The sequence below is a fragment of the Pseudomonas sp. GM17 genome (assembly GCF_000282175.2).
Classification (GTDB): Bacteria; Pseudomonadota; Gammaproteobacteria; order Pseudomonadales; family Pseudomonadaceae; genus Aquipseudomonas; species Aquipseudomonas chlororaphis.
Map to the genome: position 1 here is coordinate 6,149,251 of NZ_CP124732.1, position 22,994 is coordinate 6,172,244.

21 protein-coding genes, 1 tRNA gene and 2 pseudogenes are annotated in these 22,994 nt (G+C 59.3%); 12 read left to right on the plus strand and 12 right to left on the minus strand.

Features of this window, described 5'->3' with window-relative positions; genetic code table 11:
• Window positions 1–86: 86 nt before the first annotated feature.
• Together cysE and trmJ are read right to left on the minus strand one after the other, a co-directional pair.
• Entirely contained in the window at window positions 87–863 is a 777-nt protein-coding gene (gene cysE / locus PMI20_RS27465) for a serine O-acetyltransferase (protein ID WP_007929518.1), read from the minus strand.
• Entirely contained in the window at window positions 856–1,635 is a 780-nt protein-coding gene (gene trmJ / locus PMI20_RS27470) for a tRNA (cytosine(32)/uridine(32)-2'-O)-methyltransferase TrmJ (RefSeq protein ID WP_007929516.1), read from the minus strand. The genes cysE and trmJ overlap by 8 nt, the downstream gene beginning before the upstream one ends.
• A 256-nt stretch (window positions 1,636–1,891) precedes the next feature.
• Here trmJ and suhB point away from each other — a divergent pair, with 256 nt between their 5' ends.
• Window positions 1,892–2,707 carry a type III secretion system regulator SuhB gene (suhB, locus tag PMI20_RS27475; protein ID WP_007929514.1) on the plus strand — a complete coding sequence of 272 codons (816 nt, stop codon included), beginning with the start codon at window positions 1,892–1,894 and terminating at the stop codon, window positions 2,705–2,707.
• 233 nt (window positions 2,708–2,940) lie between these two features.
• Here suhB and PMI20_RS27480 read toward each other — a convergent pair whose 3' ends face one another.
• The 6 genes from PMI20_RS27480 to queA form a co-directional block, all read right to left on the minus strand.
• On the minus strand, window positions 2,941–3,489 hold the full coding sequence (locus PMI20_RS27480) for a glycine zipper 2TM domain-containing protein (protein WP_007929513.1): 549 nt from the start codon (window positions 3,487–3,489) through the stop codon (window positions 2,941–2,943).
• Window positions 3,490–3,609: 120 nt separating this feature from the next.
• Window positions 3,610–4,524: a protein translocase subunit SecF gene (gene secF, locus PMI20_RS27485; protein ID WP_007929512.1), complete on the minus strand. Its 915-nt coding sequence runs from the start codon at window positions 4,522–4,524 to the stop codon at window positions 3,610–3,612.
• 9 nt (window positions 4,525–4,533) lie between these two features.
• Window positions 4,534–6,402: a protein translocase subunit SecD gene (gene secD / locus PMI20_RS27490; RefSeq protein ID WP_007929511.1), complete on the minus strand. Its 1,869-nt coding sequence runs from the start codon at window positions 6,400–6,402 to the stop codon at window positions 4,534–4,536.
• Between the two features lie 62 nt (window positions 6,403–6,464).
• Window positions 6,465–6,800, minus strand: coding sequence for a preprotein translocase subunit YajC (gene yajC, locus PMI20_RS27495; RefSeq protein WP_007929510.1), 336 nt, complete (start codon window positions 6,798–6,800; stop codon window positions 6,465–6,467).
• Between the two features lie 47 nt (window positions 6,801–6,847).
• Window positions 6,848–7,963 (minus strand): tRNA guanosine(34) transglycosylase Tgt, encoded by a 1,116-nt coding sequence (tgt, locus tag PMI20_RS27500; protein ID WP_162096445.1) that lies wholly within the window; start codon window positions 7,961–7,963, stop codon window positions 6,848–6,850.
• Between the two features lie 14 nt (window positions 7,964–7,977).
• Window positions 7,978–9,027 (minus strand): tRNA preQ1(34) S-adenosylmethionine ribosyltransferase-isomerase QueA, encoded by a 1,050-nt coding sequence (gene queA, locus PMI20_RS27505; protein ID WP_007929508.1) that lies wholly within the window; start codon window positions 9,025–9,027, stop codon window positions 7,978–7,980.
• 108 nt (window positions 9,028–9,135) lie between these two features.
• On the opposite strand from queA, the gene PMI20_RS27510 reads away from it, so the two are divergent.
• Window positions 9,136–9,220 (plus strand) — tRNA-Leu (locus PMI20_RS27510).
• Window positions 9,221–9,508: 288 nt separating this feature from the next.
• Window positions 9,509–10,591, plus strand: a complete 1,083-nt coding sequence (ppk2, locus tag PMI20_RS27515) for a polyphosphate kinase 2 (RefSeq protein ID WP_007929507.1) — start codon at window positions 9,509–9,511, stop codon at window positions 10,589–10,591.
• A gap of 94 nt (window positions 10,592–10,685) precedes the next feature.
• On the opposite strand, the gene PMI20_RS27520 is transcribed toward ppk2, so the two are convergent.
• Window positions 10,686–12,029: a sensor histidine kinase gene (locus PMI20_RS27520; RefSeq protein ID WP_007929503.1), complete on the minus strand. Its 1,344-nt coding sequence runs from the start codon at window positions 12,027–12,029 to the stop codon at window positions 10,686–10,688.
• Window positions 12,026–12,735 (minus strand): annotated as a pseudogene (locus PMI20_RS27525) (response regulator). The gene PMI20_RS27520 and the pseudogene PMI20_RS27525 overlap by 4 nt, the downstream one beginning before the upstream one ends.
• A gap of 168 nt (window positions 12,736–12,903) precedes the next feature.
• Here PMI20_RS27525 and PMI20_RS27530 point away from each other — a divergent pair.
• From PMI20_RS27530 to PMI20_RS27545, 4 genes are all read left to right on the plus strand, one after another.
• Window positions 12,904–13,692, plus strand: a complete 789-nt coding sequence (locus tag PMI20_RS27530; RefSeq protein WP_007929493.1) for an MlaA family lipoprotein — start codon at window positions 12,904–12,906, stop codon at window positions 13,690–13,692.
• Window positions 13,679–13,954 carry a hypothetical protein gene (locus tag PMI20_RS27535; RefSeq protein ID WP_007929492.1) on the plus strand — a complete coding sequence of 92 codons (276 nt, stop codon included), beginning with the start codon at window positions 13,679–13,681 and terminating at the stop codon, window positions 13,952–13,954. Before PMI20_RS27530 ends, PMI20_RS27535 begins: the two co-directional genes overlap by 14 nt.
• 112 nt (window positions 13,955–14,066) lie before the next feature.
• Window positions 14,067–15,533 carry a PAAR domain-containing protein gene (locus tag PMI20_RS27540; RefSeq protein ID WP_007929490.1) on the plus strand — a complete coding sequence of 489 codons (1,467 nt, stop codon included), beginning with the start codon at window positions 14,067–14,069 and terminating at the stop codon, window positions 15,531–15,533.
• Window positions 15,530–15,916, plus strand: a complete 387-nt coding sequence (locus PMI20_RS27545) for a hypothetical protein (protein WP_007929488.1) — start codon at window positions 15,530–15,532, stop codon at window positions 15,914–15,916. The genes PMI20_RS27540 and PMI20_RS27545 overlap by 4 nt, the downstream gene beginning before the upstream one ends.
• Window positions 15,917–16,604: 688 nt before the next feature.
• Here PMI20_RS27545 and PMI20_RS27550 read toward each other — a convergent pair.
• Both PMI20_RS27550 and PMI20_RS27555 read right to left on the minus strand, forming a co-directional pair.
• Entirely contained in the window at window positions 16,605–17,159 is a 555-nt protein-coding gene (locus PMI20_RS27550; RefSeq protein ID WP_007929486.1) for a hypothetical protein, read from the minus strand.
• Between the two features lie 46 nt (window positions 17,160–17,205).
• Entirely contained in the window at window positions 17,206–18,033 is an 828-nt protein-coding gene (locus PMI20_RS27555; protein WP_007929484.1) for an NYN domain-containing protein, read from the minus strand.
• Between the two features lie 373 nt (window positions 18,034–18,406).
• On the opposite strand from PMI20_RS27555, the pseudogene PMI20_RS27560 reads away from it, so the two are divergent.
• The 5 genes and pseudogenes from PMI20_RS27560 to PMI20_RS27580 all read left to right on the plus strand — a co-directional run bounded on the left by PMI20_RS27560 (window position 18,407) and on the right by PMI20_RS27580 (window position 22,963).
• Window positions 18,407–18,905, plus strand: a pseudogene (locus PMI20_RS27560) (PAAR domain-containing protein).
• Between the two features lie 3 nt (window positions 18,906–18,908).
• Window positions 18,909–19,643, plus strand: a complete 735-nt coding sequence (locus tag PMI20_RS27565) for an alpha/beta hydrolase (protein WP_007929476.1) — start codon at window positions 18,909–18,911, stop codon at window positions 19,641–19,643.
• A complete protein-coding gene (locus PMI20_RS27570) occupies window positions 19,640–20,170 on the plus strand; it encodes a hypothetical protein (RefSeq protein WP_037035499.1) in 531 nt (176 codons plus the stop codon). The genes PMI20_RS27565 and PMI20_RS27570 overlap by 4 nt, the downstream gene beginning before the upstream one ends.
• A gap of 186 nt (window positions 20,171–20,356) precedes the next feature.
• Window positions 20,357–20,881, plus strand: a complete 525-nt coding sequence (locus PMI20_RS27575) for a hypothetical protein (RefSeq protein WP_007929475.1) — start codon at window positions 20,357–20,359, stop codon at window positions 20,879–20,881.
• Between the two features lie 132 nt (window positions 20,882–21,013).
• Window positions 21,014–22,963: an alkaline phosphatase D family protein gene (locus tag PMI20_RS27580; protein ID WP_007929474.1), complete on the plus strand. Its 1,950-nt coding sequence runs from the start codon at window positions 21,014–21,016 to the stop codon at window positions 22,961–22,963.
• Window positions 22,964–22,994: the final 31 nt, after the last annotated feature.

A 22,994-nucleotide genomic window follows, 5' to 3' on the forward strand; every position in this document is an offset into this window, starting at 1 on the left:
CGCCAACACCCTTTTGGGCGCTGCACGAGCCGGCTCACTTCGACAAAGCAAGCCAGCTCGCGATCAACGCCAAAGCCCCGAAAGGCTCAGCCAACCTGGCTGTCGCCCTTGTCCTTGACGCCCGCAAAGTCCTCATCGCGCAGCGCCGGCAGATCCTTGGCACAGTAGTTACTGCCCAGATCCTTCAAGGCCCCGCACATCCCCTCCAGACGCCCATCGACGGCCTGCAGGTGATCGAGCAACTGGCCAATGGCCCGCGCCACCGGGTCCGGCATGTCCTCGCTGACCCCATAGGCGTCGAAACCGAGCTTCTCGGCCATGGCCTTGCGCTTGGCTTCCTGCTCGTCATCGGACTTGACGATGATGCGCCCGGGAATACCCACCACCGTGGCGCCCGCCGGCACCGCCTTGGTCACCACCGCATTGGAGCCGACCTTGGCGCCCGCCCCTACAGTGAACGGCCCCAGCACCTTGGCGCCCGCCCCCACCACCACACCGTCTTCCAGGGTTGGATGACGCTTGCCCTTGTTCCAACTGGTGCCGCCCAGGGTCACGCCCTGATAGAGGGTGACGTCGTCACCGATCTCGGCGGTCTCGCCAATGACGATGCCCATGCCGTGGTCGATAAAGAAACGGCGACCGACCTTGGCCCCCGGGTGAATCTCGATCCCGGTCAACCAGCGCCCGAAGTTCGACACCAGGCGCGCCAGCCACTTCCAACCCATGCCCCACAACGCGCCGGACAGGCGATGAATCCAGATGGCGTGCATGCCCGGGTAGCAGGTCAGGACCTCGAACGCGTTACGCGCCGCCGGGTCACGATGGAAAACACTCTGGATATCTTCACGCAAACGCTCAAACATCATCATTCTTCCGCTTAAGGAGCTCGCCACGGGCCGCTTTCTGGGTCTCCGTGAGGATGCCACGCAAAATATTCATTTCCGCCCGGCTCACCGAGCTGCGTCCGTACAACCGGCGCAGGCGCGCCATCAAGTGCCGTGGCTTTTCCGGATCGAGGAAGTCGATGGCCACCAGCGTCTGCTCCAGATGCTCGTAGAACCGCTCCAGTTCATCCATGGTCGCCAGCTCATCACTGCGCGGCGACGCCACTTCATCCTTCTCGACCTTGCTCGGCTGGCCTTCGGCCGCCAGCCAGGACATACGCACTTCATAAGCCAGTACCTGCACCGCCGTCGCCAGGTTCAGCGAGCTGAACTCCGGGTCCGAAGGGATATGCACGTGAAAATGACATCGCTGCAATTCGTCATTGGTCAGGCCGGAATCCTCACGACCGAAGACCAAGGCAATTTCGGCACCCTGCCCTGCCTCCTGCACCACCTTGACCCCGGACTCCCGGGGATCGAGCAACGGCCAGGGAATACGCCGGTCACGGGCGCTGGTGCCAAACACCAGGGTGCAGCCGGCCAGGGCATCTTCCAGGGTGGCGACGACCTGAGCGTTTTCCAGAATGTCGGTAGCGCCGGAGGCGCGCGCATCGGCCTCATGGGACGGGAAAATCCGCGGCTCGACCAGCACCAGCCGCGACAGCCCCATGTTCTTCATGGCACGCGCAGCACCACCGATGTTCCCGGGATGACTGGTATTGACCAGGACGACACGAATGTTCTGCAGCAAGGGAGGCGCTCTCGGACACGGGAAAGGGGAGCAAATCTTACAGAACAGCCAGCGCTCCCGCCTCAAAAATAACTGCTTCTGGATCGCACCTTATAGAAGCCGACCAGCTCCAGACGAACCGCCACTCGTCAAAATGTGCACGTATTTACGGACACGGGCGGCAGTTCAAGGCAAGCGGAGCGAATGTCGACCTTCATCTGCAAAAGTTTTCTGCTAGAATGCTCGGCTTTCTTTAACAACCTTAGGTGACCTATCCATGCAGCCAATGCTGAATATCGCGCTGCGCGCCGCCCGCAGCGCCAGTGAACTGATTTTCCGCTCCATCGAGCGCCTGGATACCATCAAGGTCGACGAAAAAGACGCCAAAGACTACGTATCCGAAGTTGATCGCGCTGCCGAGCAGAAGATCATCGACGCATTGCGCAAAGCCTACCCGACTCACGGCATTCTCGGCGAAGAAACCGGTCTGCACGCTGGCAGCGGCGAAGGCGAAGACTACCTGTGGATCATCGACCCGCTGGACGGCACCACCAACTTCCTGCGCGGCATTCCTCATTTCGCTGTCAGCATCGCCTGCAAATACCGCGGTCGCCTGGAACACGCCGTGGTTCTGGACCCGGTGCGCCAGGAAGAATTCACCGCCAGCCGTGGTCGCGGCGCCCAACTGAACGGTCGTCGCCTGCGCGTTAGCGGCCGCACCAGCCTGGACGGCGCCCTGCTGGGTACCGGCTTCCCGTTCCGTGACGACCAGATGGACAACCTCGACAACTACCTGGGCATGTTCCGCGCCCTGGTCGGCCAGACCGCCGGCATCCGCCGTGCCGGTGCTGCCAGCCTGGACCTGGCCTACGTGGCTGCCGGTCGTTTCGATGCCTTCTGGGAGTCGGGCCTGTCCGAGTGGGACATGGCTGCGGGCGCCCTGCTGATCCAAGAAGCCGGCGGCCTGGTGAGCGACTTCACCGGCGGTCACGACTTCCTGGAAAAAGGCCACGTGGTTGCCGGCAACACCAAATGCTTCAAGGCGGTCCTCACCGCTATCCAGCCGCACCTGCCGGCTTCGCTGAAGCGCTAAACGCCAGCGACAAAAAAGCACCCCTCGGGGTGCTTTTTTTATGCCTGGGATTTGTCGGAAACCACTCTTTCCGTAGGAGCGAGGCTTGCCCGCTATCTGGGCGCTGCGCTGTATCAGCCTCATTCGGGGTTGAAGCTATCGCGGGCAAGCCTCGCTCCTACAGAAGCAAACCCAAGCCACAGGCAATAAAAAAGCACCCCGCAGGGTGCTTTTTTTGATTGACGCCGAAAGGCTTATTGCACCGGCTGGTTCTGGCCCAGGATCAACTGACCTTCCTTGTTGACCGGAATCTGGCTACCTGGATCACGATCCATACGCACCTGACCCTGCTTGCCGTTCAGCTCATACTTCACGTCATAACCCACGACCTTTTCACTGATGTCGTTGACCGTGTTGCAGCGAGTCTGAGTGGTGGTGTAGGTGTCACGCTCCTGCATGCCTTCCTGCACCTTGTTACCCGCGTAACCACCGCCGACCGCACCGGCGACCGTAGCGATCTTCTTGCCTGTACCGCCGCCGATCTGGTTGCCCAGAAGGCCACCGGCCAGCGCACCGACTACCGTACCGGCGATCTGATGTTGATCCTTCACCGGAGCCTGACGGGTCACGGTGACGTCCTTGCACACTTCACGCGGTGTTTTGATCTGTTGTTTGACCGGCTGAACTGCCAGCACCTGCGCATACTCAGGGCCACTATTGACCAGCTTGTAGGTGGCAACAGCCCCCCCAGCAGTCACAGCGACGGCACCTAATACCGCACCAACTAGCATCGACTTGTTCACGTGAACCTCCTGACCATCACAAGCGGGACAAGCCCGCGCTTCTCCCAGCCTTGGAGCATAAAAAAAGGCGCGAGTTCAATACTCGCGCCTTTTCGACTACTTGGCGGGAAGGGAAAACCGTTATGGACGGTCGTCGACTTCCTTCTCGGTATTGGCCGGAGGAATCAAATCCTCGCTGCTCAGGTTCAGCCAGATCAGCACCACGTTGGCGATGTAGATCGACGAGTAGGTACCCGCCAGGACACCAACGAACAAGGCGATGGAGAAGCCCCACAGGTTGTCGCCACCGAAGAACAGCAGTGCAGCGATCGCCAGCAGGGTGGAGATCGAGGTCGCCATGGTGCGCAACAGGGTCTGAGTGGTCGAGATGTTGATGTTCTCGATCAGGCTGGCCTTGCGCAGCACACGGAAGTTCTCACGCACCCGGTCGAACACCACGATGGTGTCGTTGAGCGAGTAGCCGATGATCGCCAGTACCGCCGCCAGCACCGTCAGGTCGAAGGTGATCTGGAAGAACGACAGGATACCCACGGTCACCACCACGTCGTGGATCAGGGAGACGATGGCGCCGACCGCGAACTTCCACTGAAAGCGGAAGGCCAGGTAGATCAGGATGCCGCCCAGCGCCATCAGCATGCCGAGGCCGCCCTGGTCGCGCAGCTCTTCACCCACTTGCGGGCCGACGAACTCGACGCGCTTGACCTGCGCCGGGTTGTCGCCGCCGGTCTTCTGCAGTGCCTCCGCCACCTGGTGGCCCAGTTGCGGGTCTTCACCCGGCATCCGCACCAGCAGATCGGTGGTCGCACCGAAGCTTTGCACGATCGCTTCGTGATAGCCGGACTCGCTCAGTTGAGCACGAACCTTCATCACATCCGCCGGACGCTCGTAGGTCAGCTCGATGAGCGTACCGCCGGTAAAGTCCAGGCCATAGTTCAACCCCTTGTGGAACCAGCTGAACAGCGCCAGAACGGTCAGGAGCAAAGTGACGCCGAACGCAACGTTCCGCACGCCCATGAAGTTGATAGTACGTAACATGGCAGCCCCTTAAATCCACAACTTCTTGAAGTCACGACCGCCGAAAATCAGGTTGACCATCGCGCGGGTCAGCCAGATGGCCGTGAACATCGAGGTAAAGATCCCGAGGGACATGGTCACCGCAAAGCCTTTGACCGGGCCGGTGCCCATGGCAAAGAGAATCCCGCCGACCAGCAATGTGGTCAGGTTGGAGTCGAGAATCGCGGTGAATGCCCGGCCGAAGCCTTCGTTGATTGCCCGCTGCACGGTCATGCCGGCGGCGATCTCTTCACGTATCCGCGAGAAGATCAGTACGTTGGCGTCCACCGCCATACCCATGGTCAGCACGATACCGGCGATACCCGGCAGGGTCAGCGTAGCCCCCAGCAAGGACATCAGGGCCAGCAGCAGCACCATGTTCAGCGCCAGCGCCACGGTGGCGATGATGCCGAAGAAACGGTAGATGGCGATGATGAACAGCGACACGAACAGCATGCCCCACAGCGACGCATCGATACCCTTGGTGATGTTGTCGGCACCCAGGCTCGGGCCAATGGTGCGCTCTTCGGCGAAGTACATCGGCGCGGCCAGGCCACCGGCACGCAGCAGCAGCGCCAGCTCGGAGGACTCGCCCTGACCGTTCAGGCCGGTGATGCGGAACTGGCTACCCAGCGGCGACTGAATGGTCGCCAGGCTGATGATCTTCTTCTCTTCCTTGAAGCTCTGCACCGCGACGTCTTTCTCGACACCGTCAACCACTTGCTTGGTGTAAGTGGTGGTCGGCTTCTGCTCGATGAAGATCACCGCCATGCTGCGACCGACATTGCTGCGGGTCGAACGGCTCATCAGCTCGCCGCCGTGGCCATCGAGCTTGATGTTCACCTGTGGACGACCATGCTCGTCGAAGCCCGCCTGGGCGTCGGTCACCTGGTCACCGGTGATGATCAGGCCACGCTCGATCAGCGCAGGAGGACGATTGCCTTCACGGAACTCGAAAGACTCGGAAGTGGCTTTCGAAGCGCCCGGCTCAGCGGCCAGACGGAACTCAAGGTTGGCCGTCTTGCCCAGGATACGCTTGGCTTCAGCGGTGTCCTGCACGCCCGGCAGCTCAACCACGATACGGTTGGCACCCTGGCGCTGAACCAGAGGCTCGGCAACACCCAGCTCGTTGACGCGGTTACGCACCGTGGTCAAGTTCTGCTTGATGGAGTATTCACGGATTTCCGCCAGCTTGGCCGGGGTCATCGCCAGACGCAGCACCGCCTGACCATTGAGGTCGGCCGGAACAATGTCGAAATCGTTGAAGTTCTTGCGGATCAGCGCACGGGCCTGTTCACGGGTCGCTTCGTCGCTGAAGCCCAGTTGAATGGCACCGCCCAGCTGCGGCAGGCTGCGATAGCGCAGACGCTCTTTACGCAGCAGGCTCTTCACATCGCCTTCGTAGACTTTCAGGCGGGCGTCGAGGGCTTTTTCCATGTCCACTTCCAGCAGGAAGTGCACACCACCGGACAAGTCCAGGCCCAGCTTCATCGGATGCGCGCCGAGGTTGCGCAGCCATTGCGGGGTGGTTTGGGCCAGGTTCAATGCAACGACGTAGTCGTCACCCAGGGCCTTGCGCACGACGTCCTTGGCTGGAAGCTGGTCTTCCTGCTTGGTCAGACGCAACAGCCCGCCCTTGCCCTTGGCCGCGATGGTCGCTGCCTTGACGTTGATCCCGGCGTCGGTGAGCGCTTTGCTCGCACGATCCAGATCCGCCTGAGTGACCTGCAACGCGGTGCTCGCGCCGCTGACCTGAATGGCCGGATCATCAGGGTATAGATTGGGAGCGGAATAAATAAAACCGATCGCCAGCACCGCCAGGATCAGTACGTATTTCCACAGAGGGTATTTGTTCAGCATCACGCCGCCCGTTTATGAAGCGGGGCGCCTTGCGCGCCCCGTCGATTGGTAAAAGATGAAACTTAGATCGCCTTCAGCGTGCCTTTTGGCAGCGTGGCAGCGATAGCGCCTTTCTGAAACTTCATCTCGATAGTGTCGGAAACTTCCAGCACTACGAAGTCGTCGGTCACTTTGGTGATCTTGCCGGCGATCCCGCCAGTAGTCACAACTTCGTCACCTTTCTGCAGGCTGCCCAGCAGGTTCTTTTGCTCTTTGGCGCGCTTGGCCTGTGGACGCCAGATCATCAGGTAGAAGATGACCAGGAAACCGACCAGGAAAATCCACTCAAAGCCAGTGCCGGCGGGGCCAGCAGCAGGTGCAGCAGCATCAGCCATTGCAGTCGAGATAAAAAAGCTCATGTAACACTCCGGATAATTGCAAAAGTGGGTCTAAACGTCTTTAGAACTTATTCTAAAGGCGGCACGGGCAACCCGCGTTTGGCATAGAAGGAATCGACAAAGGCGGCCAATGTACCCTGTTGAATAGCCTCGCGCAAACCAGCCATAAGCCGTTGGTAATGACGCAAATTATGGATGGTATTGAGCATGCTCCCCAGCATTTCGCCGCACTTGTCCAGATGATGCAGATAAGCACGGGAGAAGTTCTGGCAGGTATAGCAATCGCAGGTCGGATCCAGCGGCGAATCATCATGGCGATGGAACGCGTTGCGGATCTTCAGCACGCCAGTGTCAATGAACAGGTGCCCATTGCGGGCATTACGGGTTGGCATCACGCAATCGAACATGTCCACACCGCGGCGCACACCCTCAACCAGATCTTCCGGCTTGCCAACACCCATAAGGTAACGAGGTTTGTCTGCTGGCATCTGGCCTGGCAGGTAGTCCAGCACCTTGATCATCTCGTGCTTGGGCTCGCCCACCGACAGGCCGCCAATGGCCAGGCCGTCGAAGCCGATCTTGTCCAGGCCTTCCAGGGAGCGCATGCGCAGGTCCTGGTGCATGCCGCCCTGGACGATGCCGAACAGCGCCGCCGTGTTGTCGCCATGGGCGTTCTTCGAGCGCTGGGCCCAGCGCAGCGACAGCTCCATGGACACCCGCGCGACATCTTCGTCGGCCGGGTACGGGGTGCATTCGTCGAAGATCATCACGATGTCCGAGCCCAGGTCGCGCTGGACCTGCATCGACTCTTCCGGGCCCATGAAGACTTTGGCGCCGTCGACCGGCGAGGCGAAGGTCACGCCCTCCTCCTTGATCTTGCGCATGGCGCCCAGGCTGAACACCTGGAAACCGCCGGAGTCGGTGAGGATCGGGCCTTTCCACTGCATGAAATCATGCAGGTCGCCGTGCTTCTTGATCACTTCGGTGCCCGGGCGCAGCCACAGGTGGAAGGTGTTGCCCAGGATAATCTCGGCGCCAGTGGCGACAATGTCCCGCGGCAGCATGCCCTTGACCGTGCCGTAGGTGCCCACGGGCATGAAGGCCGGGGTTTCCACGGTGCCGCGGGGGAAGGTCAGACGACCGCGACGAGCCTTGCCATCGGTGGCGAGCAGCTCGAAAGACATACGACAGGTGCGACTCATGCTTGATCCTCAGGGCCGCGTGGCGCGGGATTGCGGGTGATGAACATCGCATCACCGTAGCTGAAAAAGCGGTATCCATGCTCGACGGCAGCCTTGTAGGCGGCCATGGCTTCGGGATAACCGGCGAACGCCGAAACCAGCATCAACAGCGTGGATTCGGGCAAATGGAAGTTGGTGACCAGAGCATCGACCACATGGAACGGCCGGCCCGGGTAGATAAAGATGTCGGTATCGCCGCTGAACGGCTTGAGCACGCCATCGCGCGCCGCGCTTTCCAGGGAACGCACGCTGGTGGTCCCCACCGCCACCACCCGACCGCCGCGCGCACGGCAGGCAGCCACCGCATCCACCACGTCCTGGCTGACTTCCAGCCATTCGTTGTGCATATGGTGATCTTCGATGCGCTCCACCCGCACCGGCTGGAAGGTCCCGGCGCCGACATGCAGGGTCACGAACGCGGTCTCGACGCCCTTGGCGGCAATCGCCTCCAGCAGCGGCTGGTCGAAGTGCAGCCCCGCGGTCGGCGCGGCCACCGCGCCCAGGCGCTCGGAATACACGGTCTGATAACGCTCGCGGTCCGAGTCTTCGTCCGGGCGGTCTATATAAGGAGGCAACGGCATATGGCCGACGCGCTCCAGCAGCGGCAACACTTCCTCGGCAAACCCCAGCTCGAACAGGGTGTCGTGGCGGGCCAGCATCTCGGCCTCGCCACCGCCGTCGATCAGGATCTTCGAACCCGGTTTCGGCGACTTGCTGGAGCGCACATGGGCCAGCACACGGTGGCTGTCGAGCACCCGCTCCACGAGGATTTCCAGCTTGCCGCCGGAGGCCTTCTGGCCAAACAGGCGCGCCGGAATCACCCGGGTATTGTTGAACACCATCAAGTCGCCCGGGCGCAAATGCTCAAGCAAATCAGTGAATTGACGGTGGGCCAGGGCGCCAGTGAGCCCATCCAGGGTCAACAGGCGACTCGCGCGACGCTCGGCCAGGGGGTGGCGGGCGATCAGCGAATCAGGGAGCTCGAAGGTAAAGTCAGCAACACGCATGATGGGGTTCGTCTAGCAGGGCCGGAAAGTTTAGCGGAAATAGCCAAAATTGACCATGAAACCTGATTGACCAACGGTAGGCACGTCTCTATACTTCGCCGCCATTGAGCCCTGATGGCGGAATTGGTAGACGCGGCGGATTCAAAATCCGTTTTCGAGAGAAGTGGGAGTTCGAGTCTCCCTCGGGGCACCAAACTTAAAAAAGACCTTGAAATTCAAGGTCTTTTTTTTCGCCTGCAGAAAAGTGCCGCAGCCCCTGCCCGCCAGGATTTCGTAGGAGCGAAGCTTGCTCGCGATGAACGATGACGCGGAGAGACTGCTACTACGCAGCGCCTGTTTCGCGGGCAAGCCTCGCTCCTACAGAGGACTAAAAAGCACCAATGCAAACCTGCTCAAAAGCTTCCTTGATGCGCATCAAGAAGCCCTGACTTGTGCACCATAGACTGTCTGAAAGACATTGGAGCGATCAGACAGGCCCGATATGAGCGAAGAATCCACCGCGCGTCCCCTTAACCCTCTTCCCGAAAAAGCCACACCCACAGCCAAGCCCACCGTCACGGCCAACAGCAAAAGTGTGCCACGCAAGCCCGCCACCCCACGCCCGCGCCGGCCTCGTGCGGCCAGTAAACCTGCCGCGGCCAAAAACGCCGAGGCCGAAATCAGCGCCATCAGCCAGCAGCCGGTCGCCCTGCAGGTGGCCAGTGCGCCCCATGGCAGTAATGAAGACAGCTCCACCGCCAAGCTGCCCGCCAGCTATCCGTATCGCAGCCGCATGCGCCGCGCCGAATATGAAAAGGCCAAGCAGGAATTGCAGATCGAACTGCTCAAGGTACAAAGCTGGGTCAAGGAAACCGGGCAGCGCGTCGTGGTGCTGTTCGAGGGGCGCGATGCCGCGGGCAAGGGCGGCACCATCAAGCGCTTCATGGAGCACCTGAACCCGCGGGGCGCGCGGATCGTCGCCCTGGAAAAGCCCAGCGAGCAGGAACAGGGCCAGTGGTATTTCCAACGCTACATCCAACACCTGCCCACCGCCGGGGAAATGGTGTTCTTCGACCGCTCCTGGTACAACCGCGCCGGGGTCGAGCGGGTCATGGATTTCTGCTCGCCCCTGCAATACCTGGAGTTCATGCGCCAGACGCCCGAACTGGAACGCATGCTGTGCAACAGCGGCATCCTGCTGTTCAAGTACTGGTTCTCGGTCAATCGCGACGAGCAACTGCGCCGCTTCATTTCGCGCCGCGACGACCCGCTCAAGCACTGGAAGCTCTCGCCCATCGACATCAAGTCGCTGGACAAGTGGGACGAATACACCGCCGCCAAACAGGCGATGTTCTTCCACACCGACACCGCCGATGCGCCCTGGACAGTGATCAAGTCGGACGACAAGAAGCGCGCGCGGATCAACTGCATCCGCCACTTCCTGCATTCCCTCGACTATCCGGGCAAGAACCTGCGCGTGGCCCATCAACCCGACCCTGTGCTGGTGGGCCGGGCGTCGCGGGTGATGGAGGAAGACGAGCGGGTGTACCGGGACAACCTCATGCCCAATCCCCCCTCGCCCTAACTTGTGTCCCCTGTAGGAGCGAGCTTGCTCGCGATCCGCGTAGCGGCCAGCGGCCGGGCCGTCCGGTCGGGCGCTATCGCGAGCGAGCTCGCTCCTACAGGTATGTCACCGGCAACAGCACACAGGCCTGCAGCCCGCCACCGTCACGGTTGCGCAAGCGCAGTTCGCCGCCATGCTCCAGCACGATCGCCCGCGCCGCGGAAAGCCCCAGGCCGACGCCGCCGGTATTGCGGTTGCGCGAGCTTTCCATGCGGAAGAACGGCTCGAACACCTGTTCCTGCCACTCGACGGGAATCCCCGGCCCGCGATCCAGCACACAGACCTTCACCTGCTCGGCATCCGCCACTACTTCAATCGCCGGTTCGCTGCCATATTTGATGGCGTTTTCCAGCAGGTTGCTCATGACCCGCTTGAGCCCCAGCGGGCGGCCGAAATACACCAGGCGCGGCGGGCCGCTGAACGCGATGTCGATGGACTGGTCGCGGTAATCGTCGACCAGGGTTTGCAGCAGCTCCGCCAGATCGAAGGACGTCGCCTCCTCCAACCGCGCGTCGTCACGGAAGAAGTCCAGGGCCGAGTTGATCATCGCCTGCATCTCGTCGACGTCATGGAACAGCCGGCGCTGCTGCTCGGGGTCCTCGATGAATTCGCCGCGCAGGCGCATGCGCGTCAGGGGGGTACGCAGGTCATGGGAGATCGCCGCGAGCATCTGCGTACGGTCCTTGATGAAGTGCTGCAACTGGGCCTGCATGGCGTTGAACGCGAGGATCGCCTGGCGAATCTCGTGGGGCCCGACCGGCTCGATAGGCGGCGCGCGAAAGTCCACGCCAAAGCGCCGCGCGCCCAGGGCGAACTGCTGCAAGGGCTTGGCCAGGCGGCGGGTGGCGATCAAGGCGACCAGGACAGTGGACAACAACACCAGCCCGATCACGATCAGGTTACGCGGCCCCTCATCCAGCCCCCAGTTGCGCGAGACCGAGGAGAACATCAGCCAGGAGCCGTCGCTCATCTGGATCAACAACGCATAAGGTCCGCCCGGCTCCGGCCAGTCGCTGGGCTGATAGGCTTCAATGTGCCCTGCCCCCGGCCTGAGCAGTTGTTTGAGTTTCGTCGAATCCTCGCGGTACTCCGGCTCATCGACTATCGGTACCTCGATATCCCGTCGCGTGGGGTGCCAGGTCACACTCAGGCCGTGGTCGCTGACCGACTCGGCCAAGCGCGCGCGTTGCAGCGGTTGCGAGGCGTCGATCAGATTGCTGATGGACGCGATCTTTTCCACCAGGCCGGATTCGCTCAACGGCGGCTTGGCCCAGACCCCGGCCAACTGCACGAACAGCGCATTGAAGGCCAACGCGGTGAGCATCGCCATCAGGGTGGTCAGGGCGATCCAGCGGGCGATGGTGTCGCGCGGGCCGCCCGGTCTGTGTCTTGCTCTCATTGGCGGGTCACGCTGGGGGTGAACAGATAGCCGCCATTGCGCACCGTGCGAATCATCGCCGGGCGCTTGGTGTCGAACTCCAGCTTGCGCCGCAGGCGACTGACCTGCACATCGATGCTGCGGTCGAAGGCGTCATGGGCCTGCCCGCGCGCCAGGTCGAGCAACTGCTCGCGGGTGAGGATGCGTTGCGGATGCTCGACGAACACCAGCAGCAGGTCGAACTCCCCCGCCGACAGCGGGATCATCACCTGGTCCGGCGAGCGCAGTTCGCGGCGGGTCAGGTCCAGTTGCCAGTCGGCGAACCGGATCAACGGGCGCGGCACCTCCCCGGTCACCGGCCGACTCTCCCCGGCCCGGCGCAGCACCGCGCGCACCCGGGCCAGCAACTCGCGGGCATCGAAGGGCTTGCTCAGGTAATCGTCGGCTCCCATTTCCAACCCCACCACGCGGTCGCTCAATTCGCCCATGGCGGTCAGCATGATCACCGGCACGGCGTGCTGCTGGCGCAGGCGCTGGCACAGGGTCAGGCCGTTTTCCCCGGCAGCATCAGGTCGAGAATGATCAGGTCCGGCACCTGCCGCTCCAGCGCCGCCCACAGCGAAGCGCCCTCGGTGGCGACTTCCACCGAGTAGCCGTGTTGCACAAAAAATTTCTTCAGCAGCGCGAGGACCTCAAGGTCGTCGTCCACGATCAACAGACTGCTCACCAGTGTGTATCACTCAAGCTCGGAATGAGCTGTCATTCAAAACCATTGGACGCGGCCCGTCATATATTTCAGCGCGGTAACAAACCGACAACCACGCAATAAAGCAGACATCTTTAAGCAAAACGCCCATGCCAGCATCGGCCTCCCTGTTCCCAAAGTCCGCCGCCCATGCGCTCATTCCTGTGTTCCGTCCGCCTGCCTCGTCATACCGCCCTGCTGCTGTCCCTGTCCTACCTGGCGGGCTGTACCAGCCCGGGCCCCACCACTCAAACCGACTGCGCGAAGGTCGACTATCCGATCTATGACCCCGCCGAGCCAGTCAACCGTGGCGTGTTCACCTTCAACAAAGCCGTCGACGACTACGCACTGGCACCGGTCGCCCGCGGTTACCGCCACCTGCCCGACTTCATGCAACAGGGTGTGCACAACTTCGCGAGCAACTTCGGCGAGCCCAAGGTCTTCATCAACGACCTGTTGCAGGGCAACCCACAGCGCTCGGTCAACAGCCTGGGGCGCTTTGCGGTCAACACCACGGTCGGCGTGCTCGGCCTGTTCAACGTCTCGGACCCGCTCGGCATCCCACGCCATACCGCCGATTTCGGCCAGACCTTCGGCGTGTGGGGCATCGGCAACGGTCCCATCGTCGAACTGCCGCTGCTGGGCACCGACAACAGCCGCGACTCCGTGGGCAAGATCCTCAACTTCGTGGTCTCCCCCTTCGGCGACAACAGCGACACCGTGCAGACCCTGGGCACCGTCGCCATGGTCGGCGGCGTAGTGGACGGTCGCGCCGCCCTGCTGCCGCTGACCGACTGCCTGAAAACGATGCCCGACTACTACAGCGCCCTGCGCGACGTGAACGCCGAACACCGCGCCGCCTTCGTGCAGGAAGGCAAGCAAGGCGCTACCAGCCCCGCGAAAAACCGCTGTGAAGGAGCGACTCATGATGACTTCTGAAACCGACGCCCTGGTCCTGCTGCAACGCGTGGCCAAACACGGCGACGCCTCCCTGCAATGCCGCGAAGTCAGCCTACGCCTGTCAGACGACCAGCAGCACCTGACCCTCAGCCGCTACAGCGAGCACTACAGCCCCGAAGGCCTGGAATGGGTCGAACGCCAACACCGTATCAGCGTGAGCGAGTTGATACGGTGGGTGATCAAGCAGGGGGAACCGCAGGTGTTGGTGCGAGGGGTGGACAGCGATCTTGCGTCGTTATGAGTCGGCGGGGCTGAGGCCAGTCGAGGAGATAGGCATTTCAGGATCGCCTGATTCAGCAGCCTGATATTCGTCGTTACGTTCGAGGGCCCATCCCTCACCTGGAACGTACGCCATGGCTTTTGTCATCAGGGAAGGCGACCCCACCACAACCGGCGGCAAGGTCATCGCCGGCTCGGGCACCACCTTTGTCGTGAATCAACGAGTGGCCCGCATTGCCGACCCGGTCTGGTGCCCGGTATGCCAGACAGTAGGTTTTATCGCCGAGGGCCATCACACCTGGGTGGATGACCAGCAAGCCACGGCGGTGGAGGGCAGCCTGGTGCAATGTGGCTGCCCGACCGGGGCCAACCGACTGGTAGCCACTCAGTGGACGGTCTGCTCCGGGAATCAACCGACCATCCCGCTCGACAGCGATTGCGTCGGGCCGGCGGTGATCAATACCCAGCGCTGGGCCGACGCCATTCATAAGGGCTACCCGCAAAACGAGTTTGCCGATGCGGTGCCGCGGGATCAGGTGCGCGGCCTGAGCGTTGCTCACGGCGATATCGTTTCACCGCCGTTGTCCGTGCAGGACACGCAGCATCTGGTAGAGCCGGGTTTTCATATCGTGCAAACGCCCATGAGCCGAGCGGCACTGGAGACGGTGCTGTTCGGTCAAGCCGATAAGGCGGTGCTGGAGAAATTCCGTCGGCTCAATCCTCAACTCTCGAACGATGCTAAACCTGGGCAACTGGTCGTGCTCAGTCATCCTGACAACTACCAATGCACTCGCGAAGAAGCGCTGTTGATGGAAGCGGCGGAAAAGGTCAGCGCGGCCTTGGCATCCCTGAGCGATGAGGAAGCGGCTTTTATGCTCAAGTATCGGGCCCAAGTTGAGTCGATACTGTCCTATGGTTCGACTGCTTTAAACGTTACTGCGGCAGCAGCGGGCAATCATATAAACGGCTTGAAAGGGACCTTGCAGGACATCGAAGCACTCCACCAAAACTTCTTCCTGCGGGATGGGCATCTGCGCAGCGTCGAGTTCTTTAGTGAAAGGAGAAAGCTGTTTGCAAAACTGGACGCCAAGCTGACGTCCATCACGAAAATGAGCATTGCCTTCCCAGATCATCCGAGTCTTAAAAGCGCCTTGGGGATTTCCAGCCAAAGCTTGGTGCATCGCTGGACCCAAGCGGGCGTAGTGGGGCAAATACCGGGGTACGCTACACATATTGAGGGCGTATCCAGAGCATCCAAGGTGCTTCAGTGGGGCGGTTGGATTGGGGTTGCTCTAGGCGGTGGGGCCTCTTATGTAAAGGTGCAGGATGTTTGTTTGGCGGGAAGCAAGCAGGCGTGCGAGAAGGTGAAGTTCACTGAGGCCGGAAGTTTTATTGGCGGGGTAGCTATCGGATCAATCGCTACCCCCGTTATACATTCCGGTGCGGCGACTGTCTGTGCGGCAGTTGCAGCCTCCACAGGAGGTGTTGGTGGCGTCATATGTGGCCTGGTATTGGTCGGTGGGGGTGTTTATGTAGCCGGTAAGGCGGGTGAGCGCTTCGGAGAGTATTCAGGGAAGGTTATTTATGAGGTCGGGAAATGAGTAACGTAACGACTGCCGAAATTGTGCTGGTCTCTTTTGGTTGTATAACTTTCCTCGGGGCCTTCATTATGATCGGTGTGCACCTCTATTGGATTCGCACTCATTTAAATGAAGCGCTTGCATACTTCAAAAACAGCAAAATAGTAAATCAGCAAAGGGCTTTTCTATATTTTGGAACCTGGGGAAAAATGGCGTTAATCGGAGGGATAGCAGGGTTTTTGACATATTCCGGTTATTTTATTAAAAGGGGCCTACTAGATGCTGACGAGGTAAACAACTTCCCTGAGCCGCTCAAAAAAAAGCTGATCGCCTCACACTATATTCTGGGGGGACTGCTGACAAGCTTCTTCATCGAATATATAGCAATGAGACTAATCAGATAACAAAAACAAACGACACACAAAATCAAAGTCAACACAAAAGTTAAAGTTCCACAGGCATTAGAATTGGCAATAGACAAACCAAGAGCGAGAAAACTTAAAATCCCACCCACAAAAAGGAAAAACAAACCTGATTAGCTCCCCACATGATTTTTTTGTTGCTGTATGCGCCCTGACTTTTCTTGGAGTATTCAGCATGGCAGGTACCTATCTTTATTGGGGGTACACCCGCATGGAGGAAATACTTGGCCACGTTAAAAACTGCAAGGCAATAACCGGGAGCAGGTTCTATCTTCACATGGGCCCTTGGGGAAGGCTTGTAATGGTCGGTATGGTGGCAGGCTTCTTAGCCCGACCTACTTCCTACGTTAAAAAAGGCATACTGGACGCCAACGAGATAGGCACTTTCCCTCAGCCATTTAAAAGAAGACTCATCATGTCGCATTATATTGTATGGGGACTTGGGGGAAGCAGCTGTTATCGGTTAGTGCAATGAAATTAATTGAGCGCTTCACCTGAATACAAAAAGGCCCTTTAAGGGCCTTTTTTGCATCCTGCCTTCTCTCTCATATAGCAGCCAGCATTCCCTACAAACTGCCCCTATCTAAAACCAATGAATAACATTCAAAAAAAACACACTACCTAGCACAACCAACACCCTATAACTTTTCATGCACTTTAATAGATAAACTTATCGCGGAATAACAATCGGAATCACCATCGGCGTCGGCCCAGCCGGCGGCATCATCATTCCTTCGCTCTTCACCACAGCCACTCCGCGCTTCTTGATGGTCTCGTACACGCGCTCCGTCGCTGCCGTGTCGTGATAGCCACCATCATCGATCATCACACTCAGTGCGCTCTGACGGCGTTGTTCGATCAGTTGCACCTGGTTGGTCCGAAAGTACGAATCCAAAGCGACCTTGCTCAGGGTCGACAGGTCGACCCGCAGGATTTCCTTGTACTTCAGCGCCGTGGCGTCCCAGCCCTGGACGTAGAGTTCGTCCTGGGTCAGGGCGAAGGTGCAGAAGTGGTAGGTGCCGGTGGTAGAGCCCGGAGTGGAGATAAGTAGCGAGCAGCGACCGTGTTGCAGGATCGGTCCCTTGATGTCCGGGAAGTCTTTGCTGACTTGAGTCGTGAACTGCGTGCGATCGTAATAGATGGTGGCCCTGTCATAGGGTGTGGTGTTGCAGCCTGACAACAGAACGGTCGCGCCGATCAACAAGCTGGCACAAAGGTTACGCATGGATCACTCCTGGGAAGGTCAATCGAATCGGTCGTGGCCGACCAACTCAGCGAGCCTGCTGGTCGGGGGCTCTATTTTTGTTGCGCACGTACAACACCGCCCCGCCGGTGGGCGAGCCGCCACGGGTGTCCAGGTCAAACCATTTGCTCTGGCTACGGATCAGGCCACTGAGTTTGGTGTGGCCGTACAGCCGGGAGTCGAAGGCGGGACGTACCTTGCTGATGGTGGTGCCCAACATGGCCAAGGGCGCCCAGCCATCCTCTTCGGCGATGTCATCGAGGATCTTGGCGATGAACTCCACCGGTACTTTTGCCGGACTGCTGGAAAATGAAGCGGCTGTTTGTTTGCCCGTCTCCTCGATGGGACCGGGGGTGACCTGGGCCTTATCGCCCTGGGCGGCGGTCTCAGTGACATCCTGGGGCCGGAGAATTTCGGTGTAGATAAACTTGTCACAGGCCACGACAAAGGGCTTGGGCGTTTTCTCTTCGCCGAAGCCATATACCGTCATGCCTTCCTCGCGCAAACGCCCGGCCAGACGCGTGAAGTCGCTGTCGCTGGACACCAGGCAGAAGCCGTCGAAACGCCGGGTGTAAAGCAGGTCCATGGCGTCGATGATCAACGAACTGTCAGTGGAGTTCTTACCCTTGGTGTAGGAGAACTGCTGGATGGGCTGGATCGAATGCTCCAGCATCAGCTTCTTCCAACCGCCCAACTGCGGCCCGGTCCAGTCGCCGTACATGCGCTTCACACTGGCGATGCCGTACTTGGCGATTTCCTCGAACAACGCCTCGACAATCGACGCCTGGGCGTTGTCGGCGTCGATAAGCACGGCGAGGTGTTTTTGCTGGTTCGAGTGCGTGGACTTGGTGGCCATGGTTCATCCTTGATAGGTGGCAGCTAGGGTAGAACGTCTCCCTTAATGAGCATGAAGAGCCGGACCACGGCATTTTTTGGGGGCCGTAAGCAGAGGCGCTGGGGATCGAAGCTACTATTTTGCCATCGCGCCGTCCACCACCGACTACCGGAAGACGTTCAAGGGAGATTCGCTGATAAATCTCAGGACAACCAAGCACTGAAGGTTGAGCTGAATGACGCTCAAGTACCGGTGTAACTCCACTCGATTCAGATCAGCCGCGTCAGGCTCACTCTTATACAAAATAGCTTTCCGTTCAGATTTGAAGAACCTGCTCGGCTACTGCATCATGCGCGCCCCAAAGGGATGACTCGCAACACTTCAAGGACCGATCATGAGTGGCAAACCCGCTGCCCGCGTCAGCGACCCAACCGCCTGCCCGCTTCCCGGCCACGGCACCAACCCTATCGTCACGGGTTCGCCCAATGTCATTTTCGACGGCCTGGCCGCCGCTCGAAAGAGTGACCAATCAGCTTGTGGCAGCCCGATAACCGGGGCGGTTTCCAGCACTGTTTTCATCCAATGGCTTGAACGCCGCCACGCTGGACAGCACCGGCGGGCACGGCAACATCATCGTCGGGGGCTCCGGCACCGTCATCATTGGCGACACGGTGGTCAACGCCCCCTTCTCCGGGCTCCTGCCCATGCCGGTGAACTTCACTGACCGTTTGAAGCTGGTGAACGATGTAACGGGCGAACCGATGCCCAATCATGCTTACGTGATCCAACGGGCCGATGGGCGCCTTGAGCATGGGGTTTCGGACGCCGCTGGTTTCACCCATGAAATCAGCTCGCATATTGCAGAAAGCATCAAGTTGTTTTTGGAAGAGTGACGCATGGAAGCCAATACCATTACCTCGGCGAACGGTAAACCCGTCAAGTTGAAAGCCGAGCACACGCTTACAGATAAAAAAGACAAGAGTGACAAAGTCATTCCTATCGAGAGCACCAAGGCCATTGTGTTTTTTGTCGGGGGTGCAGGGGACAAGGAAAGTTATTATTTTTCTGGCCCTTATGAAAATATAAAATACGCACAAGAGCCCTTAGATAAGCGAGCCAATACCTTACAAAAACAAGGAAAATACAGATCCGCATGGCTTGGGTACAACCAGATTAGAGGAAAGAAAGATATTCAGAAAAATGTCTTGAATATTATCCCTTATAAATCGTGCCCTATTTACATTATTGGCCATAGCTTGGGAGGCTGGAACAGCGGGCATTTGACTAAAACCATGGCTGACTGGGGGTACACCATAACAACACTGGTGACTCTCGACCCCGTCGGAGAAGGTACGCTGGTGTGGCTTGGCTCTGACATTGCCGGATCTGCGCCTACACCGGTTGCGGAGAAGTGGATCAACATCAGAGCCACACCATCCAAACCTGACGATTCAGACAAAGTCGCGGACTTTGGTGAAAGATGGATAATGAATAGCGGGCCTGATTTGAATCTAAACATGGATATTAATCATGCAAATGCATTTGGTATGTTCATGCGGCCAATTGTGGGCTCACAATCCGCCTGCGATATCATCTTTGAATCCATTACCAACAAGCTGGCAAAAACATGAAAAGACTATGGCTGCTTCTACTGGCTATCGCCTGTTCCTCCTGCGCAAAAGATCATGAGAAACCGCCAGCAGACTTGAGTTTCATTTCTGTCGAACGCAAAGCGGATCTTTCGCTGTACATCATCCGCTACGAATCAAACATCAACCTTCTGGATCTCTACGGAAGAGGTATGGGAGAAGGTATTGCCTCAGCTCAATTTATTTGTGCATTAGACGGTGACTATGACTTTTCTGTTGAGCATGAAATTGCGCGTTCTGCCTATGGCAGGATTCAGGCTGATGCGGCTCAAGCGAATCAACCAACTTCAATCTTTTTCACTGAAGCTTTTTTGAGTGAAACCCTCGACAAAGGACAATCCCGTCGCGACCTCTCTGTCGAAGAATTGAACGCCTTGTTAGCCAACAAAAAGACGATTCCGTGCAAAGCACTTATCACCGCCTATGGCTACAAGCCTTACTACTCCAACAGCATGCAGTTGCCAGTTGCCGACCTGCTGCGAGAAATCAATAAGCCCACAGCACCATAGCGCCTGCGGACAACGCGCAGTCTTCATCCGAAACTGCGCGACACCGTTTCCAAGCAAGCTGAGTATTTACCCATAACCCTTCCAACGGCTCGCCAATGCAGTTGGACTGTTTAATTGCCCCATCGCTGGCCAACAGCCCGTCTGTGACAAGGTGTTTGAGTCCATCAGTAAAGAGCTCGCATAAACATGAAGAACCTGTTTACTCTGCTATTCATTATGCTCTGCGCCTCATGTGCCAAGAATCATGGCAAAACTCCAGCCAACCTGGAGTTCGTATCAACTTCCCGGATCGAAAATTTTACGGCCTACACTATCCACTTCAACTCGGACGTCGACCTGCTTGATCTTTACGGCAAAGGTCGTGGTCGAGGTCAAATCTCGACAAAACTATTGTGCGCGCTGGGTGCTGATCAAGACTTTACAGTCGGGCATTTCATGGAGCCTTCGGCTTCTGGTCTTATTGAAGACGACACCTTGCACTCAAGCCGCGAGAAATTCAGCTACTTAACCAGCGCCCTTTTAAGTGACACATTCGAACCAACCCAACCGAAACGAACCATCCACGAGCTGAACCAGCTTTTAGCCAATAAACAAAACATCCCCTGCAAAGCTGTCATTACCGCCTTTGGTTACAAAGCCTACTACTCCAACACCCTGCAATTACCTGTTGCCGACCTCCTTCACGAAATCAATAAACCCAAAACTCCGTAACTCCTACGAGCGTCGCGCAGTTTTTAACCAATGCTGTGCGCCCACCTGGAAGCCCAGCACTCGCTGACAACTCTTCGACACTGGCTGCGGTACTATCCCCGCCTCCGTTTGCCGCAAGAGCCTCGAACCTGCATGTCTCAACCGTCGCCATCGACCGCTTCCAGCATCGCCTTGCCCTACGTCCTCGCCGGCCCCCTGCTGCGCCGCCTGGAACCCACGCGGCTGGTGCTGTGGCTGGTGGGCTCGCGAGCGCTGGAGCTGACATTGCGTTTGCAGGCTGGCAGCGAGGCGCAAATCCGCGACTACCCGCTCAGCGCCGAGCAGTGCCAGGTGATCCCGGTAGGCCAACACGCGTTTATCCACCTGATCGACCTGCCGCTGGACAATCCCCTGCCTTGCGATGTGCCCATCGACTACGACCTGCTGATCGCCAACGCCGACGGCTCCAGTTCGGGGATCGCCGAGTGGGCGCCGCATCTGCTGTATGGGCAAAAGCAGCAGCCGGATTTTGTGCTGCACAGCCGCATCCAGCAGTTGGTCCACGGCTCCTGCCGCAAACCCCATCACTCGGCGGACGAGGGTTTGCTTTGCGTCGATCGCCTGCTGGCGGAAACAGCCGATCCGCAGCAACGCCCTGCCCTGCTGCTGATGACCGGCGACCAGGTGTACGCCGACGACGTGGCCGGACCGATGCTGCGGGCGATTCATGCGCTGATCGAGCGCCTGGGCTTGTTCGGCGAACATCTGGAGGGCGCGGTGGTCAGCGACAGCGCCGCGCTTTACCGGCATCGCGCCAGCTATTACAAACGCGCCGAATTGCTGCCGGCGCTGAAAAGCAACGAGACCCTGCGCGAGCGTTTCTTCGGCGGGGTGAAGAAGCCGATCTTCACCAGCAGCAGCGCCGACAACCATTTGGTGACCTTTGCCGAAGTCATGGCCATGTACCTGCTGGTCTGGTCGCCGCTGCCCTGGCGCCTGATCGATCCACGACCGCCGCAGCTGGATGCCAAGGAGCAGCAGCGCTACCAGCGCGAACAACTGCGGATCGAGGCTTTCGCCAAGGGCCTGGGCGGCGTGGCGCGGGTGTTCGCCCACCTGCCGAGCCTGATGATCTTCGACGACCACGACATCACCGACGACTGGAACCTCAGCGCCCAGTGGGAAGAAACCGCCTACGGCCATCCGTTTTCCAAACGCATCATCGGCAATGCGCTGATCGCCTACATGCTGTGCCAGGGCTGGGGCAACAATCCGGATGCCTTCGCCACACCGCTGCAACACACCCGCGCCCTGAGCGCCGAGGCCCAGGGCGATGCGCGCTACCTGGACAGCAGCACCCAGGACACCCTGATCGACGAATTGCTGCGTTTCCAGCAATGGCAATACACGCTGCCCACCACCCCGGCGCTAGTGGTGCTGGACACCCGCACCCGGCGCTGGCGCAGCGAGTTCAACCTGGCGCAGCCCTCGGGCCTGCTCGACTGGGAAGCCCTGAGCGAGCTGCAACATGAACTGCTGGATCACCCGTCGGCGATCATCGTGTCCCCGGCGCCGGTGTTCGGCGTCAAGCTGATCGAGACGGTGCAGAAGGTCTTCAGCTGGTGCGGTCACCCACTGCTGGTGGACGCGGAAAACTGGATGGCCCACCGCGGCGCGGCCCAGGTGATCCTGAATATCTTTCGCCACTCGCGCACCCCGGGTAACTACGTGATCCTCTCCGGCGACGTGCATTATTCCTTCGTCTACGAAGTGCTGATCCGCCACCGCAAGGGCGGGCCGAAGATCTGGCAGATCACCAGCAGCGGCATCAAGAACGAGTTCCCGCCAACCCTGCTGGAATGGTTCGACCGCCTCAATCGCTGGCTGTATTCGCCGCGCTCGCCGTTGAACTGGTTCACCCGCCGCCGGCTGATGCGAGTGGTGCCCTACAGCCCCGAACATCGCGAGGCCGGCGAACGGCTGTGGAACTCGGCGGGCATTGGCCAGGTATTCTTCAACGACAACGGCCAGCCCCGGGAGATCTACCAGCACAACGCCAATGGCGCGCCGAAAACCCGGATGCTGGCGCCGGAGGAAGACTAAACCCCGCCGAGCGATTCGCAACAACGGATTC